This window comes from Methylococcales bacterium, from assembly GCA_030949405.1.
GTDB lineage: Bacteria > Pseudomonadota > Gammaproteobacteria > Methylococcales > Methylomonadaceae > WTBX01.
In genome coordinates this window covers 2,749,851-2,764,897 of sequence record JAUZSN010000002.1, presented here as the reverse complement: position 1 = coordinate 2,764,897, position 15,047 = coordinate 2,749,851, and the positions used below count along the sequence as shown (strand labels likewise).

Annotated in this window: 14 protein-coding genes and 1 tRNA gene; 12 read left to right on the top strand and 3 right to left on the bottom strand. The window is 39.2% G+C overall.

Annotated elements, in window-relative coordinates; all coding sequences use genetic code 11:
- The first annotated feature begins 11 nt into the window (after positions 1–11).
- The 9 genes from Q9M50_14140 to Q9M50_14100 all read left to right on the top strand — a co-directional run bounded on the left by Q9M50_14140 (position 12) and on the right by Q9M50_14100 (position 8,730).
- On the top strand, positions 12–542 hold the full coding sequence (locus tag Q9M50_14140) for a hypothetical protein (protein MDQ7091751.1): 531 nt from the start codon (positions 12–14) through the stop codon (positions 540–542).
- A 108-nt stretch (positions 543–650) separates the two neighbouring features.
- On the top strand, positions 651–2,144 hold the full coding sequence (locus Q9M50_14135; GenBank protein ID MDQ7091750.1) for a phage tail sheath subtilisin-like domain-containing protein: 1,494 nt from the start codon (positions 651–653) through the stop codon (positions 2,142–2,144).
- A 12-nt stretch (positions 2,145–2,156) separates the two neighbouring features.
- Positions 2,157–2,660, top strand: a complete 504-nt coding sequence (locus tag Q9M50_14130) for a phage major tail tube protein (protein ID MDQ7091749.1) — start codon at positions 2,157–2,159, stop codon at positions 2,658–2,660.
- 147 nt (positions 2,661–2,807) lie between these two features.
- The gene (locus tag Q9M50_14125) at positions 2,808–3,059 is read left to right on the top strand and encodes a phage tail assembly protein (GenBank protein MDQ7091748.1); all 252 of its coding nucleotides are present in this window, start codon (positions 2,808–2,810) and stop codon (positions 3,057–3,059) included.
- Positions 3,060–3,246: 187 nt separating this feature from the next.
- Positions 3,247–6,204 (top strand): phage tail tape measure protein, encoded by a 2,958-nt coding sequence (locus tag Q9M50_14120; protein MDQ7091747.1) that lies wholly within the window; start codon positions 3,247–3,249, stop codon positions 6,202–6,204.
- Positions 6,205–6,229: 25 nt separating this feature from the next.
- On the top strand, positions 6,230–6,619 hold the full coding sequence (locus Q9M50_14115) for a phage tail protein (protein MDQ7091746.1): 390 nt from the start codon (positions 6,230–6,232) through the stop codon (positions 6,617–6,619).
- On the top strand, positions 6,612–6,821 hold the full coding sequence (locus Q9M50_14110) for a tail protein X (GenBank protein MDQ7091745.1): 210 nt from the start codon (positions 6,612–6,614) through the stop codon (positions 6,819–6,821). Before Q9M50_14115 ends, Q9M50_14110 begins: the two co-directional genes overlap by 8 nt.
- Positions 6,818–7,798, top strand: coding sequence for a contractile injection system protein, VgrG/Pvc8 family (locus Q9M50_14105; GenBank protein ID MDQ7091744.1), 981 nt, complete (start codon positions 6,818–6,820; stop codon positions 7,796–7,798). The genes Q9M50_14110 and Q9M50_14105 overlap by 4 nt, the downstream gene beginning before the upstream one ends.
- A 74-nt stretch (positions 7,799–7,872) precedes the next feature.
- Positions 7,873–8,730, top strand: a complete 858-nt coding sequence (locus tag Q9M50_14100) for a site-specific DNA-methyltransferase (protein ID MDQ7091743.1) — start codon at positions 7,873–7,875, stop codon at positions 8,728–8,730.
- Positions 8,731–9,078: 348 nt separating this feature from the next.
- Here Q9M50_14100 and Q9M50_14095 read toward each other — a convergent pair.
- Both Q9M50_14095 and ettA read right to left on the bottom strand, forming a co-directional pair.
- Positions 9,079–9,154: transfer RNA gene (locus tag Q9M50_14095), tRNA-Lys, on the bottom strand.
- A gap of 65 nt (positions 9,155–9,219) precedes the next feature.
- Entirely contained in the window at positions 9,220–10,884 is a 1,665-nt protein-coding gene (gene ettA / locus Q9M50_14090) for an energy-dependent translational throttle protein EttA (GenBank protein ID MDQ7091742.1), read from the bottom strand.
- A 394-nt stretch (positions 10,885–11,278) separates the two neighbouring features.
- On the opposite strand from ettA, the gene trpE reads away from it, so the two are divergent.
- Positions 11,279–12,766, top strand: coding sequence for an anthranilate synthase component I (gene trpE / locus Q9M50_14085; protein ID MDQ7091741.1), 1,488 nt, complete (start codon positions 11,279–11,281; stop codon positions 12,764–12,766).
- The gene (locus Q9M50_14080) at positions 12,763–13,353 is read left to right on the top strand and encodes an aminodeoxychorismate/anthranilate synthase component II (protein MDQ7091740.1); all 591 of its coding nucleotides are present in this window, start codon (positions 12,763–12,765) and stop codon (positions 13,351–13,353) included. The genes trpE and Q9M50_14080 overlap by 4 nt, the downstream gene beginning before the upstream one ends.
- Before the next feature lie 19 nt (positions 13,354–13,372).
- Here the strand turns inward: Q9M50_14080 and Q9M50_14075 are convergent, their stop codons facing one another.
- Positions 13,373–14,362 (bottom strand): COX15/CtaA family protein, encoded by a 990-nt coding sequence (locus tag Q9M50_14075; protein ID MDQ7091739.1) that lies wholly within the window; start codon positions 14,360–14,362, stop codon positions 13,373–13,375.
- Between the two features lie 195 nt (positions 14,363–14,557).
- Here Q9M50_14075 and Q9M50_14070 point away from each other — a divergent pair, with 195 nt between their 5' ends.
- Positions 14,558–15,028: a hypothetical protein gene (locus Q9M50_14070; GenBank protein MDQ7091738.1), complete on the top strand. Its 471-nt coding sequence runs from the start codon at positions 14,558–14,560 to the stop codon at positions 15,026–15,028.
- Positions 15,029–15,047 lie beyond the last annotated feature (19 nt).

Sequence of the window (15,047 nt, the reverse complement as noted above, 5' to 3'; positions counted from 1 at the left end):
TTGGTATTATTATGACAATTAAAAAGCCTGAATTAACCCAACTTGAAAAAGACTCTTTGCTGAATCGAGAATTTACTATCGGCAGCGATTTAGTTGAAATTAATCTAACTGATGATGCAATAATTTTAGATATTTTTTATGAAAAAAATACAACTATTTCATCAAGCATAGAAGCTGTAGAAAAAGGATATGATCTTGCAAGAAAAAATATTATTAGAAATAAAATATTAGAAATTGGGGATGATAAATCTTTCATCGGCACTATATCAGATGCCGCATCTTACGCAATAGATAATATTACAATGGATACGCTAGCACTATCAAATAGCGCAGACTCCTCGTATAAAAAGGAGCGTATTTCCCTTTTTGAGAAACTGCACGGTGTAAATTCTTTTGCTAATGCGGTGATAAAATCGCAAGAGTGGTTTGATAAACGTGTGAGCAAAGAAATTATCCTTCCTATTGATAATAAAGGCGTTGAAAGGGTTTTTAACGATCTCGCAACGCGCGGTCATGCTGTTGCAAGTATCTTAAAAGGTTAATAAATTTCAAAATGGCGAGGCGCAAGTCTCGTCATTTTAAATCAATTTATTATTTATAAGCATCAAAACCGCTTATTCTAAAACTCATTTTTATATAGGGAGACCATTATGCCAGAACAGTTTTTACATGGCGTTGAGGTTGTCGAAATTGACGATGGCTCGCGTCCAATCCGAACCGTTAAATCCAGTGTTATCGGGTTAGTTGGAACAGCACCCAACTCAGCTCCAGCAGTAACAGCGACTCTTTTAACCAAGGGTCTAATCTGGAGTGCAAACACGCATGGACGTGCTGGAAATAATATCAGCATCCACCAGAAGAACCCCAAATCAAATAATGCACAGCTATCTATCTTTGTATCACAAGTGGCGATTGTTATTAGTTTGGCAACCAATGCCGCGGGTGATATTACAACAACACCTGCAGAAATTATTACTGCTATCAAAGCAAATAATCAAGCCTCTGCATTAGTATCGGTAAGCAGCAATGGTTCATCTATAACTACTGTTCAGGCATCGGTTAAAATCAAGTTATTGTCTGGGGGGGTAGACGAGGCTTTTCCTCTGAATACGCCAACGCTTATTGCAGGCAGTCGCGTGGAAGGGGCAAAATTAGACATCGTAGGCGATAAGCAAGGGACATTGCCAGATGCCATTGATGCTGTTTTCGATCAGGCAGGCGCGATGATTGTTGTCATCCGCGTTGCAGAAGGCGTTGATGCGGCTGCAACTATGTCAAAAATTATTGGCGGCGTTAGTACAGGTGGGGCGCGGTTAGGCGTTCAGTCATTGCTAGATGCTGAATCGCAAGTAAAAGTGATCCCCCGTATTCTCATTGCCCCAGGGTTTAGTCATCAGCAAGCAGTTGTTTCTGAAATGCTGGATATTGCCGATAGGCTAAAAGCCGTTATTATCGCAGATGGCCCTAACTCAACGGATGCGAATGCAATTAGCTATCGTGAAAATTTCGGGTCAAAACGTGTTTATATCGTTGATCCTCAGACTAAAGTTTGGGATGTGGTAAGCAACTCAGAAATGAACCAACCTGCGTCTGCGCGCGTTGCAGGTATTATTTCTAAGTCAGATACTGAAAGAGGATTTTGGTGGTCGCCGTCCAACCGTGAAATTTATGGCATCACAGGGACAGCTCGGAAAGTAGATTTTACGCTAGGTGATGTAAATGCTCGTGCAAATTATCTCAATGAAAATGAAGTCACAACAATCATCCAAAAAGACGGGTACAGATTATGGGGCAACAGAACTTGTTCTGCCGACCCTAAGTGGGCATTTATCAATGTTGTTCGTACAGCGGATATGATTCATGAATCGTTATTGCAGGGACACATGTGGGCAGTTGATCGCAATATCACTAAAACATATGTAGAGGATGTGGTTGAGAGTGTTAATGATTATTTGCGACATTTAGTGACTGTAGGTGCAATCTTGGGTGGGCAATGTTGGGCTGATCCTGATTTAAATTCACCTGATCAAATCTCTCAAGGAAAAATCTATTTTGATTTTGACTTCACACCACCCGCACCCGCTGAACATATTATTTTCCGCTCACATTTGGTTAATGATTATATTAAAGATATTTTCAAATAAGGAGGTATAAAAATGTTAGATGATATTTTAAAAAATATGAATCTTTTTGTTGACGGTCGTGGACAGGCTGGAAACATTGAAGAAATAACTTTGCCCAAGTTGGCATCCAAAACTGAAGAATTTCGTAATGGCGGCATGGATGCTGCTGTCGAGGTCGAGATGGGCATGGAAAAGTTAGAAATGGATTTTACTTTGACCCGTTTTGATAAAGCGGTTTTAAAGCTTTACGGGCTTGCACCTGGTAAATTAAAACCGCTGACAATTAGAGGGTCACTGGTATCAGAAAATGGAGATGAAGTAGCTGTAACTATCAATTTGATGGGGATGGTGAAAGAGGTCGATTCAGGAAGCTGGAAGCCCGGTGATAAGGCAACGTTGAAGCTTGCCGTAGCACTACGGTATTACAAGCTGACAATTGATAACGAAGTCATTTATGAAATAGATGTACCTAACATGGTTCGCATTATTGATGGTGTCGATCAACTAGCAACTACTCGCGCAAATTTAGGAATTTAACATGAATGAATACACGGTTTTGATTGCATTTGAACAGTATGCAAAAAGTGACATCCTTAGGATGAGTTCTCGTCAAGCCAAGTATCTACTAATGGATGGTAAGATTAAATTGGTAGTCAAAAAACCACAAGTTAAAGGTAAAAAATAATGGATAAAAATAATTCAAGAGCTCCTGTTGTCATTAAGCTGAAGTATCCTGTTGGTTCGCTGACAGAGCTGTCTATGCGCCGCGTAAAAGTTCGCGATCAGTTAGCGGCAAATCGAAGCAAAGGCAATGAATCTGAAAAAGAAATTTTTCTGTTTGCAGCGTTATGCGAGGTAACAACTGAACAAATCGAAGCTATGGATATGTCGGATTATATGCAGATTCAAGAGGTTTACTCAGGTTTTTTAGATTAAGCACAAAACAAACTAGGCAAGTCTGTGTCTACATTTCAATACGCACAGGCTGGAGTTTAACGGAAATTAAAGAATTTTCGTTTGAAGAGCTAATGCACTGGTTTGATGCGATTAAAGAGTTTGAACCAAAAGCCTGATGGAGTGATCCTAGCAGGCTTTTTTTATGTCCATTTAAGTGGAAAGAATCATGGCGAGCAATATTTCATTAGGTATTACTATTGGTGCGACAACTGATCCAAGTTTGGGGCGTGCATTTGCTAATGCCTCACGCGAAGCAGAGCAGTTAAATCAACGGTTAGGTAGGACGCGGCTTGCTCGCACAGCAGGGACTGATGTTGTACGGCTTCAAAATCAATTAAGACAGCTCAATCAGCAGCAATCTCAAACTGAAAGCGGTAGTAGTGATTTAGCTGATGAAATTGATCGCGTTGAACAAGAATTACAGCAAGCCACCGCTGCGGCTAATCGCTATGGTTTAGAAATAGGTGATATTGCTAATGAAAATCGCAGGCTTGAGCAATCCGAAGCACGAATTAATCGCCAGCTCCAACGTCGCCAAACCTTAGATAGTAATCGTAATCGTCGCTCTGAATTACAAGGAGAAATCGTAGGAACGCTTGGACTGGGTATGGCGATGGCGTTACCGATTAAAAAAGCGATTGAGTTTGAGTCGGTGATGGCAGATGTCGGTAAAGTCGTTAATTTTGACGGCAAAGCTGATTTTGATGCGATGGGGCAATCAATTCTTAAAATGTCAACTGAGATACCTATGGCGGCTCAAGGTCTAGGCGACATTATGGCGGCGGCAGGTCAGGCAGGGATTGCTAAAAATGAGTTGTTAAGATTTACTGAAGATGCTGCAAAAATGGGTGTGGCGTTTGATATGTCTGGCGAGCAAGCAGGTTCGGCAATGACAGGGATGCGTTCAATTTTTCAGTTGTCTCAAAAAGAGGTGGTTTCATTAGGGGACGCATACAACCATCTTTCTAATAATATGGATGCCAAAGCTAGTGATATGCTTAATATTGCTAATCGCGTTGGCTCTGTTGGCAAATTAATTGGGTTGACAGGCAAACAAGTGGGGGCATTGGGTGCGACTTTTCTTGCACTGAAAACACCGCCCGAAATTGCCGCCACAGGCATGAAGGCAATCTTTACAGCATTAGCAACAGCAAAGGATACTTTTGACGACAAGATGCTTAAGCCTTTAGGGATGACAGCCAAGCAGATTGGAAGTGGTATGAAAAAAGATGCTCAAGGAACTATTTTAATGGTTATGGAGGCACTAAAAACGAAAGTTCCTAAAGATCAGTTGATGGGAGTGATAACTGATATGTTTGGAAAAAATCATAATGATATTGTCGCTAAATTAGTTAGCGGTTTAGATATTTATAAAGGAGCTTTAGATAAAGTCGGTGAGTCGTCAAAATACGCAGGTTCAATGCAAGCTGAGTACGATGTAAGAAGCAAGACCACAGCTAATTCACTGCAATTATTATCAAATAAAGCCACAAATTTAGCTATTACAGTGGGCAGTGTTTTATTACCTGCGGTTAATAAAGGGGCTGATGCAATCGGTGGCATATTACTAAAAGTAGTCGCTTTTGCAGAAAAACATCCTAAATTAACTAATGCTATTATCGGTACAGTTGCCGCCCTAATTACATTTAAAGTTTCCTCGTTGGCGGCTAAATTTGGTGCGACTTTATTAAGTGACGCGCTGGTTTTTGGTCGTGCCACCTTCGATTTTTTTAGAATTTCAACCATGCGCGCTAATATTGCATTGGTTAGACATCAAGTTGTTACTAGCGCATTAGCCGTTAAACAAAAAGCCTTGGCGGTGGGTACAGCGTTAATGACCGCTGCACAATGGGCTTTGAATGCGGCTTTGACCGCTAACCCTATCGGTCTAGTTATTGTGGCAGTTGCAGCATTGGCAGTAGCAGTTTGGCAATATTGGCAACCAATCAAGGCTTTTGTTGGAGGAGTGTGGGAGGGTTTGAAAACAGGATTAGCTCCTGTGATGGAAGCATTAGCTCCTTTACAGCCTATTTTTAGCTCTATTGGTCAATCTCTTGGGATTGTTTTTGGTTGGCTGGGTCAGTTGTTTAGTCCCTTAGAAGCCACTAAAGGTGAGCTAGATAGTGCGGCAACTGCTGGTCAGGATTTTGGTATGAAATTGGGCGCGGCAATTTCAGCCGTAGCTCATGTTATTGGGTTTTTAGCCACAGGCGTTAAGGGTATTGGTGTATGGATCGGTGAAGCTGTTGCTAAAGGGGTCGTGTATTTTGATCGTTTAAAATCAAAAGGTATGAGCATGGCTTCAGCGTTTCTGGCGATAGGCGGCCATATCATGTCAGGACTACTAAAAGGATTGAGCGCAGGTTATGGCAAGGTTAAAGCTAAAATTCTATCAATCGGTACTAGTATTAAAAGCGCGTTCAAAGGCGCGTTAGGAATTCATAGTCCGAGCCGTGTTTTTATGGAGTACGGCGGATTCATCAATCAAGGTTTAGAGCAAGGTTTAGTTAAGAGCAAGAATAAGCCTATTAGTGAAACTCAAAAAATTGCTGACGTTATTTCAAAAGGGTTTATGGTTGATACGAATATCGGTATCAAAAATAAAGATTTTGGTGTTCCTTTGTTATCTAAAGCACAGGATTTGCCTGCATCTGAGCTTGGTAAAACTCAAAAATCAGTAGATGCTATGTCCACAAAGCCTGTTATTAAGCCATTAGAGCAGGATTTAACTGTTACCAATAATGATTTAGCGCAAACTCTACCTGAATCTAAAAATGAAATATTAGGCGATGCTCAAAAAATAACCACCGTTCTCTCTCAAGGTTTTAGCATCATCGGAGAGATTCAAAAAGCTGTTAATGCAATCCCTAAAGAGTTTTCCTTTAAATCATTAGAGCCAGTGCAAATTGACATGCTTGGTAAATCACAACAAGAGGAAAATATTGCAAAAATCAATATTGATAATGCAATAAACAAAACTTCAGAAGAACCAACGTCACTCAATAAAAGCAATACACAAACAATTTCACCGCAAATAACGCTTAATATCACAATTAATCAAAATTCAAATGAAGATAGCGAAGAATTAGCCGAAATTGTTGTTGCTAAAATTAAGGAATCGTAAGAAGTAATGCAGCGGGGGCAGCTCTATGATTAGTATGATTTTAGGGAGTTATATTTTTTCGTTGCATACAGCAGCATACGAGACGTTACAGCGTACTACGAGCTACAGATGGAAAGCTCAAGAACGCATTGGGCAAAGGCCAGCGCAGCAGTTTCTGGGAATCGGAAGTGATGAAATAACGCTGAATGGTACGATTTTACCCGATTTTGCAGGCGGCCATTCTCAAATCGTACGAATGAAGTCTTCCGCTGAAGAAGGTAAACCTTTGATGCTTGTCAGCGGAACTGGGGCGATATTAGGGAAATGGTGTATCGTGAAAATTGCAGAAACCAATAGCATATTATTAAGCAACGGGGTCGGTAGAAAAATTGAGTTTACGATGAATTTAATTCGATATGGTGAAGACGATGAGTAAGTATTTAACTAAGGATGGCGATATGTTAGATAATATTTGCTACAAAAATTATGGCGTGCAAGAGGGTGTTGTTGAGTTAGTGCTACAAGCCAATCAGAATCTATCAGAGCAACCTGAAGTTTTATCAACGGGCATTTATATCACGTTACCTGATTTACCCATTCCCCTAAACGATATAACGCCTATAAGGATTTGGGAATGACTCCTATATATAAGGTGTCTGTGAACGGCTCAAATGTCACTGATCTTATTAAAACGAGACTGCTATCATTAACGATCACAGATGAAGCTGGCTGGGATTCTGATAGTGTTAGCTTGACTCTTGATGATAGAGATTCCATGCTTGAAATGCCAAAAACAGGAGCAAGCATAGAAGTTTCATTAGGTTTCAAGGGCAACAAGGGACTGGTTAATATGGGGACATATACAGTTGATGAGGTTACGTTATCAGGTTCTCCTGAAAAAATGGTTATACGCGGTAAAGCTGCCGATTTAGGAAGTAAAGGAACGATAAAGGATCAAAAAACCAAACAATGGGAAGATAAAACGGTGAAAGAGATTGTTTCTGAAGTTGCCAGTAAGCATGGGTTAAGTCCTAAAGTTGGCTCAGATTTATCTGGAAAAAAAATCAAAGATCTTGCTCAGACGGATGAGTCAGATATTCATCTTCTATCTCGAATCGCTCAAAAATATGATGCCGTAGTCAAAGTGACGCAAAATTATTTAATTTTTTCAAAGCGAGGCGCAAGTCGGGCGGTAAGTGGAAACCCTGTCCCACCAATAAAAATCACAAAAAATCAATGTAAACCCTCATATAGTATGACGCGTGCAGAGCGTCCCGCGATAAATTCTATACAAGCAAAATGGCATAATAAAGCAACAGCCAAAGTTGAAAAAGTCGAAACAAGTAGTGAGAAACCTCAGAAGGTTTTAAGACATACTTACGACTCAAAAGATGAAGCCGAATCGGCATCTAAATCTGAATTAGCAAAACTAAAACGGGATGAGGCTAAAATGAATTTTACATTAGCCATTGGAAACCCTGCGGTCGCAGCAGAAGGACATATAATATTACAGGAATTTAGAGAGGGGATAAATGGAGTATGGAATGCAACAAGTGTGACTCACACATGGAGTAACGCAGGAGCAACAACGCGCGTAAGTGCAGAAGCAGTATAAAATAATTTGACAATAACGACAATGAAAACAAACAATAACCAACCAACCAACCAACCGTAACGCATGGGTTGACTATGAGTAATCAATTAATAAAAGCCGATTGTTTAGAAGCCTTAAAAACACTTCCCAATGAAAGTGTTGATGCTTTGATATTTGATCCACCTTATCTTTACCTTAAAAAACATAAGCTGGACAGGCATTTTGATGAGGTTAAGTTATTTAAAGAATGCTTTAGAGTCCTTAAAAAAGATGGCTTTTTGATTTACTTCGGCAGAGGCATTTCTTTTTATAGATGGGGTGTATTGTGTAGTACCTTGGGGTTTAATTTTAAGGAAGAATTAATCTGGGATAAAATTAGATTATCATCGCCAGTCGCGCCCCTAATGCGAACCCATGAGCAAATGGCGTTGTTTTGTAAAGGACAGGCAACTATTAATAAGGTATGGATTAATAAAATAGCCAGCGATAAATTAATCTCGCCTCATAATATTGAAGCAGATTTAAAGCGATTGGTGGGAAAGTTAAGGGGTTTTAAAACAGGCAGCGATTTTGTGTCGTGGCGTGACGGCGAAAAATGGTTTGGTAAAAAAGCAGTTAAACATGGAATAACAGTTACAGGCACTAAAAAGTCTTGCGGAGCTAGGAGTTGTTATGATGCTCATATTAAAGGGAAACGACTTGCTTCTGTATTGCGAGTGCATAAAGAGCATTATAAATTCAAACATCCAACACAAAAGCCAGTTGAGTTGATGAGGCAATTAATACAATTAGTGACCCAAGAAGGCGATATGGTATGTGACCCATTTATGGGAAGTGGCAGTACAGGAAAAGCCGCCAAAGAATTGAAGCGTAAATTTATTGGAATAGAGATTGACAATGAATATTTTGAAATAGCAAAAGAAGGGATAGAAGAACATTTAAAGGCTGAATAGCTCATTTAAAAGTGTGCCAAATATAAACTAAAAAGTGTGCCAAATATCGGAAAAATTTACATTAAATATCAAAAAATCAAATTAATATAGATGTGCCATATATCTTTTAAATACACAATATTTTGAAATAGAAAAAGAAGGGATAGAGGAACATTTAAAGGCTGAATAGCCATTTAAAAGTGTGCCAAATATAAACTAAAAAGTGTGCCAAATATCGGAAAAATTTACATTAATCTATGATTAATTAAATGTTGACACTTTGTTGACACTTTTAATATTTTAGACATAAAAAAACCGACACTAGGTCGGCTTGATTACTTAAAAAGCGAGGCTTTTCAATGATATATATGGTGGGTCGTGAGCGATTCGAACGCTCGACCATCGCATTAAAAGTGCGGTGCTCTACCAACTGAGCTAACAACCCGATAAGAAGAATACAATTATAAAGACTTTTTAAAATTAGGCAAGCTATTTTTTAATTTATTTGCATTAGGCTAATTTTTTATACTTAATTCGGTGAGGATTGTTGGCATCTGTCCCTAGGCGTTTATGACGATCTAGTTCATAATCTTCATAATTTCCTTCAAACCAAAGCACTTCACTATCGCCTTCAAAGGCCAGTATATGGGTCGCAATTCTGTCTAAGAACCAACGATCATGAGAGATTACAACCGCACACCCTGGAAAGGCTAAAATTGCATTTTCTAAAGCCCGTAAGGTTTCAACGTCTAAATCATTCGTGGGTTCATCGAGTAATAATACATTCCCCCCTTGTTTCAGTAATTTAGCTAAATGAACACGGTTACGTTCACCGCCCGATAAATTACCAATGTGTTTTTGTTGATCGGCTCCTTTGAAGTTAAAACGCCCTGCATAAGAGCGGGATGAGGTCTCATAGGTTCCTACGGTGATAAGATCTAACCCATCTGAAATTTCTTCCCAAACCGTTTTTTTATCATCCATGTCATCGCGTAATTGATCCACATAGGCTAATTGTACGGACTTTCCGAGTGTCACTGATCCGCTATCGGCTTCTTCAAACCCAGCCATCATTCTAAATAGGGTGGTTTTACCTGCGCCATTAGCCCCGATAATACCTACAATTCCGCCAGGGGGTAATTTAAAATTCAAGTCATTAACCAGAACCTTATCACCGAAACTTTTATTAATCCCTTCAACTTCAATAACCATATTCCCTAAACGCGGGCCAGGTGGAATGTAAATTTCTTGGGTTTCATTCCGTTTTTGAAATTCTTTAGAGGATAACTCATCAAAACGCGCTAAACGGGCTTTGCTTTTTGCATGACGACCTTTAGGATTAGAACGTACCCATTCAAGCTCGGCTTTCATGGCTTTCATTTGTGAGGTTTCTTGACGTTCTTCTTGTTCTAAACGCTGTTCTTTTTGTTCTAACCAAGTGGAATAGTTGCCTTCCCAAGGAATTCCCATGCCTCGATCAAGCTCTAATATCCATCCTGCGACATTATCTAGGAAATAACGATCATGAGTCACCGCAACGACCGTGCCAGTAAAATCATGTAAAAAACGCTCTAGCCAAGCAACCGATTCAGCATCTAAATGGTTAGTCGGCTCATCGAGTAATAACATATCAGGGCTTGAGAGCAATAAACGACATAACGCCACTCGCCGTTTTTCCCCGCCTGATAATTTAGAAACATCGGCATCCCAAGGCGGTAAACGTAACGCATCGGCAGCGACTTCTAATTGACGCTCTAAATTGTGTCCATCCGCTGCATTAATAATATCTTCTAAACGAGCTTGTTCGACCGCCAATTTATCAAAATCAGCATCCGGTTCGGCATAAGCGGCATAAACAGCATCTAATGCGCTGAGGGTCGTTTTCATTTCAACAACGGCTTCTTCAACATTTCCGCGAACATCTTTATTTGGGTCTAATTGCGGTTCTTGCGATAAATACCCTATTTTAATGCCTTTTTGTGGAATGGCTTCCCCTTCAATATCGGTATCGATGCCCGCCATAATGCGAAGTAAGGTCGATTTACCCGACCCATTTAAGCCTAAAACCCCAATTTTTGCGCCTGGAAAAAAAGATAAGGAGATATTTTTAAGAATATGTTTTTCCGGGGGGACGATTTTTCCGACCCGATTCATGGAATATATATATTGCGCCATTGGTTTTATCTATGTTTGAAGATGAAGGGGCTATTATTTCACGTTCTTAGCGTAAACTTAATAGTCAAGTGCATTTTTATTAAAGAAAAGTTAATACCTCTTTTATTATATTTGCTATATGATAAAGCCATTTGATCGTTCTTCTAAACTCACGTTGGTTCAAATTTTTTGAAACTGAAATTTTAGGCGATACAAATTTTCTTTAATTCACTACTTTAGAAATGAGTTTTCTGATGGATTTCAATAAAAAATCAGGGCATGTATAAGGCTCGGAAATTTAGTGGTTTCTGAATAGCTTACTAGAAATTTGTTAAGCTCAATAATTAAGTTTGACCGGCTTCTAAATTAATAATTCATGTTAAATACGATAAAATAATAAAATAACACGTTAATAATGACCTTAGAACAATTCAACCACTACGCCGAACAAGGCTATAATCGCATCCCCGTATGCCGCGAAATTTTAGCGGACTTAGACTCGCCCTTAAGTGCGTATTTAAAACTCGCTGATGGGGACTATAGTTATTTATTTGAATCGGTACACGGAGGGGAACAATGGGGACAATATTCAATTATTGGCTTACCCTGTAAAACCGTTGTTAAAATTTATGGTAATTTAATTACACTTGAAAAAGAGGGTGAAATTACTGAATCGTTTGAACATCCTCAGCCTTTACTTTGGATTGACGATTTTAAAGCGTGCTATAACGTGCCTGATATAGAGGGTTTACCTCGTTTTAGTGGGGGACTTGTCGGTTATTTTGGTTATGAAACCATTGCTTATATTGAACCTAAATTAAAATCATCCGATAAGGCGGATGCATTGGATTGCCCTGATATATTATTAATGGTTTCTGAAGAAATGTTGGTATTTGATAATTTATCAGGCAAAGTTGTGTTAATTACACATGTGAATCCTGAAACGTATCATGCCTACCAAAAAGCACAGCAGCGTTTAGATGAACTCATTAATCAATTACGTAATTTAAAAGCTCACCCCCCCAAACATCCCGCGCCTAAGCAGGTTAATGAAAGTGATTTTGTTTCAGAATTTACAGAAGAAGGGTTTAAAGAGGCGGTTTTAAAAGCTAAAGAATATATTACGAATGGCGATATTATGCAGGTTGTTTTATCGCAACGCTTATCAATTCCTTATACGGCCTCGCCCTTAAACTTATATCGAGCTTTACGGTGTTTAAATCCTTCCCCTTATATGTACTATTTAAATTTAGGGGATTTTCATGTTGTGGGTTCATCCCCTGAAATTTTAGTTCGTTTAGAAGATGATATGGTGACGGTACGCCCTATTGCTGGAACACGGCCACGGGGTGCAAATAAGCAAGAAGATGAACAATTAGAAAAAGAATTACTCGCTGATCCTAAAGAATTAGCCGAACATTTAATGTTAATTGATTTAGGGCGTAATGATGCGGGACGTGTCTCTAAAATAGGCTCGGTAAAACTCACTGAAAAAATGTTGGTTGAACGTTATTCCCATGTGATGCACATTGTCTCTAATGTAACGGGGGATTTAAATCCCGATTATGATGCCTTTGATGTTTTAGCCGCTACATTTCCAGCAGGAACCGTGAGCGGTGCGCCTAAAATTAGAGCGATGGAAATTATTGATGAACTTGAGCCGATTAAACGCGGAGTTTACTCGGGTGCCGTGGGTTATATTTCATGGTCTGGCAATTTAGATACCGCTATTGCGATTAGAACGGCGGTCATTAAAGATGAAACTTTACATATTCAAGCAGGGGCTGGGATTGTTTATGATTCGGTCCCCCAAAATGAATGGGATGAAACGATGAATAAAGCGCGGGCTGTTTTTAAAGCGGTGGCAATGGCAGAAGCAGGTTTAGCAGGAGAGTCTCAATGAGTTCTATAAAATTAATCATGATTGATAATTATGATTCGTTTACGTATAATTTAGTCCAGTATTTGGGTGAATTAGGGGCTGAGGTCACTGTAATACGTAATGATGAGGCGAGTATCGCTGAAATTGAGGCCTTTAATCCTGACAAAATTGTGATTTCTCCAGGGCCTTGTACGCCTAAAGAAGCGGGAATTTCTGTGGAAACAATTTTACATTTTGCAGGAAAAATCCCTCTTTTAGGCGTTTGTTTAGGTCATCAAAGTATAGGCCATGCCTTTGGCGGAAATATTATTCATGCAAAACAAATTATGCATGGTAAGGTTTCACCTGTTTATCATCATAATACAGGTGTATTTACAGGGTTAAATAACCCGTTTACTGCGACCCGTTATCACTCGTTGGTGATTGAGCAATCCACCTTACCTGATTGCTTAGAAGTGACCGCTTGGACTGAAAATGAAGCGGGTGAAATGGATGAAATTATGGGGGTTCGACATAAAAAACTCGCTATTGAAGGCGTGCAATTTCATCCAGAATCTATTTTAACCGAGCATGGGCATGATTTATTACGAAATTTTTTAGAGGGTTAAGGTTATTTAATTTTAAGTGTTATCGAGGGGTAACGTTCGGCTCGCTTGTCGTTGCATAACGTAAACAGGTATAAATAAAAAACTGGACTCCAAAAATTAAATTGGCCATCAATAAGTGAATGGGTTGAGCCACCGCAGGCATTCCTAAGCGATCTAAACTAACACCTGCCAAAATAGCGGTAATAATTAAGCCCATTAAACTCCCCACCGCAGGAATTAATAAATGTCCTTTATTGACATGGCTATAAATTTTCCAACTTAAACCTAAGTTAATGAATAAAATTAGAGCGGAAAATGAGCGGTGAATATAAAAAACCATCGGAAAACTATCACGCCAATAGTCACGATTAATATAGCCATGTTCATTGGCGATGAAATCAACGGCTTCTCTAACTTGTGTCCCCATGATGACTTGTAATAAGGTCATGGCCATTGCGATGATTAAGGTGGTTTTAATCATGGGGGGAATCGCGGTTGTTTCTAATTGTGCTATAAAGTCACGCTGTGAACGCGCAATGGCATAAATCAACAAGGCGACAATGAATAAGGCCAATAACATGTGAAGGGTAATCATAAAGGGTTTAAGATTACTGGCAACAACCGCAGAACCTAACCATCCTTGAAAACACACTAACAATAAGACCGATAACGATAAGTAAAAAACGCCTTTATCGGCTTTTAAATAAATTCGTGATGCCCACGCGGTAAAAATAATAAAAATTCCAATGCTAACTCCAACCAGACGGTTGGCATATTCTGTCCATGTTTTTATAGGGTTAAAAACGGTATCTTTATAACCCCGTTCTGCATAAATTTCATGATAATTAGCAGGGAGTTGGGATTCATCTGTGGGGGGAACCCATTGCCCAAAGCAGGTTGGCCAATCAGGGCAGCCCATGCCTGCGCCTGATGCACGCACTAATCCCCCGACTAAAATAACTAAGTAAATGGCAAAAATCGCTAAAATTCCTAAACGCCGAAAGCGTAAAGCGGCTTGTGTGTCTATCATGAAGGTTTTTGTGGATTGATAAGTAATTGAATAAATCAAAGGTACGCGATTCATAACCTTTTCGTCAAGTGAATTACTTTAATTTGAACTCGATGGATTAAACTCTTTTCATAGGCTTATAAAATCTACTAAACTAACGGTTCAAAATGTGACTTAGGTTACAACCCTAACAACCTAAATAAAGTGAAGATAATTATGAAAAAAATACTAAAAACATTACTTCTTTTCTCGGTCTTGATTACGAGTTACAGTGCTTCCGCTTATAATGGCGGTGCTGTTGATGAGCAATGTAAAAAACCACGGTTTGAACGGTTTTCATTACCCGTTTATAAAGTGCCAGCAAGAATAGAAGTTGAGCCTGAATCTGAATTTAGCTTTGTATTATCAAATAAAGTGGTGGCGGATTCGGTTAAAATTGTCATCAAAAATAAAATTATTAAATACAAAATCGAAAACCACAATAGTTTTTATCGCATCACCAGTAAAATACCTGCGGAATACACAGGAAAATTTATTCGTATTAATGCGTTTGTGAGTGCAAAGCTTGAATGTAAAGGCACGAATGGCTGGTTGGTTAAGGTCGCTGATAAAAAAATAGAACCCGAAGCGGCTATAAAAGAATCGGTTGAGATGCCTCTCGTCGTAGAGGATGATTGCGACGAGTAAATCACACCCGTATTGGTTT

Excerpts from the sequence above, each read along its gene's own strand:
- trpE (MDQ7091741.1), top strand. The coding sequence starts at position 11,279 with ATGACCTTAGAACAATTCAACCACTACGCCGAACAAGGCTATAATCGC.
- Q9M50_14070 (MDQ7091738.1), top strand. The coding sequence starts at position 14,558 with ATGAAAAAAATACTAAAAACATTACTTCTTTTCTCGGTCTTGATTACG.
- Q9M50_14075 (MDQ7091739.1), bottom strand. The coding sequence starts at position 14,362 with ATGATAGACACACAAGCCGCTTTACGCTTTCGGCGTTTAGGAATTTTA.
- Q9M50_14140 (MDQ7091751.1), top strand. The coding sequence starts at position 12 with ATGACAATTAAAAAGCCTGAATTAACCCAACTTGAAAAAGACTCTTTG.
- Q9M50_14105 (MDQ7091744.1), top strand. The coding sequence starts at position 6,818 with ATGACTCCTATATATAAGGTGTCTGTGAACGGCTCAAATGTCACTGAT.
- Q9M50_14120 (MDQ7091747.1), top strand. The coding sequence starts at position 3,247 with ATGGCGAGCAATATTTCATTAGGTATTACTATTGGTGCGACAACTGAT.
- Q9M50_14135 (MDQ7091750.1), top strand. The coding sequence starts at position 651 with ATGCCAGAACAGTTTTTACATGGCGTTGAGGTTGTCGAAATTGACGAT.
- Q9M50_14115 (MDQ7091746.1), top strand. The coding sequence starts at position 6,230 with ATGATTAGTATGATTTTAGGGAGTTATATTTTTTCGTTGCATACAGCA.
- Q9M50_14125 (MDQ7091748.1), top strand. The coding sequence starts at position 2,808 with ATGGATAAAAATAATTCAAGAGCTCCTGTTGTCATTAAGCTGAAGTAT.
- Q9M50_14100 (MDQ7091743.1), top strand. The coding sequence starts at position 7,873 with ATGAGTAATCAATTAATAAAAGCCGATTGTTTAGAAGCCTTAAAAACA.
- Q9M50_14110 (MDQ7091745.1), top strand. The coding sequence starts at position 6,612 with ATGAGTAAGTATTTAACTAAGGATGGCGATATGTTAGATAATATTTGC.
- Q9M50_14080 (MDQ7091740.1), top strand. The coding sequence starts at position 12,763 with ATGAGTTCTATAAAATTAATCATGATTGATAATTATGATTCGTTTACG.
- ettA (MDQ7091742.1), bottom strand. The coding sequence starts at position 10,884 with ATGGCGCAATATATATATTCCATGAATCGGGTCGGAAAAATCGTCCCC.
- Q9M50_14130 (MDQ7091749.1), top strand. The coding sequence starts at position 2,157 with ATGTTAGATGATATTTTAAAAAATATGAATCTTTTTGTTGACGGTCGT.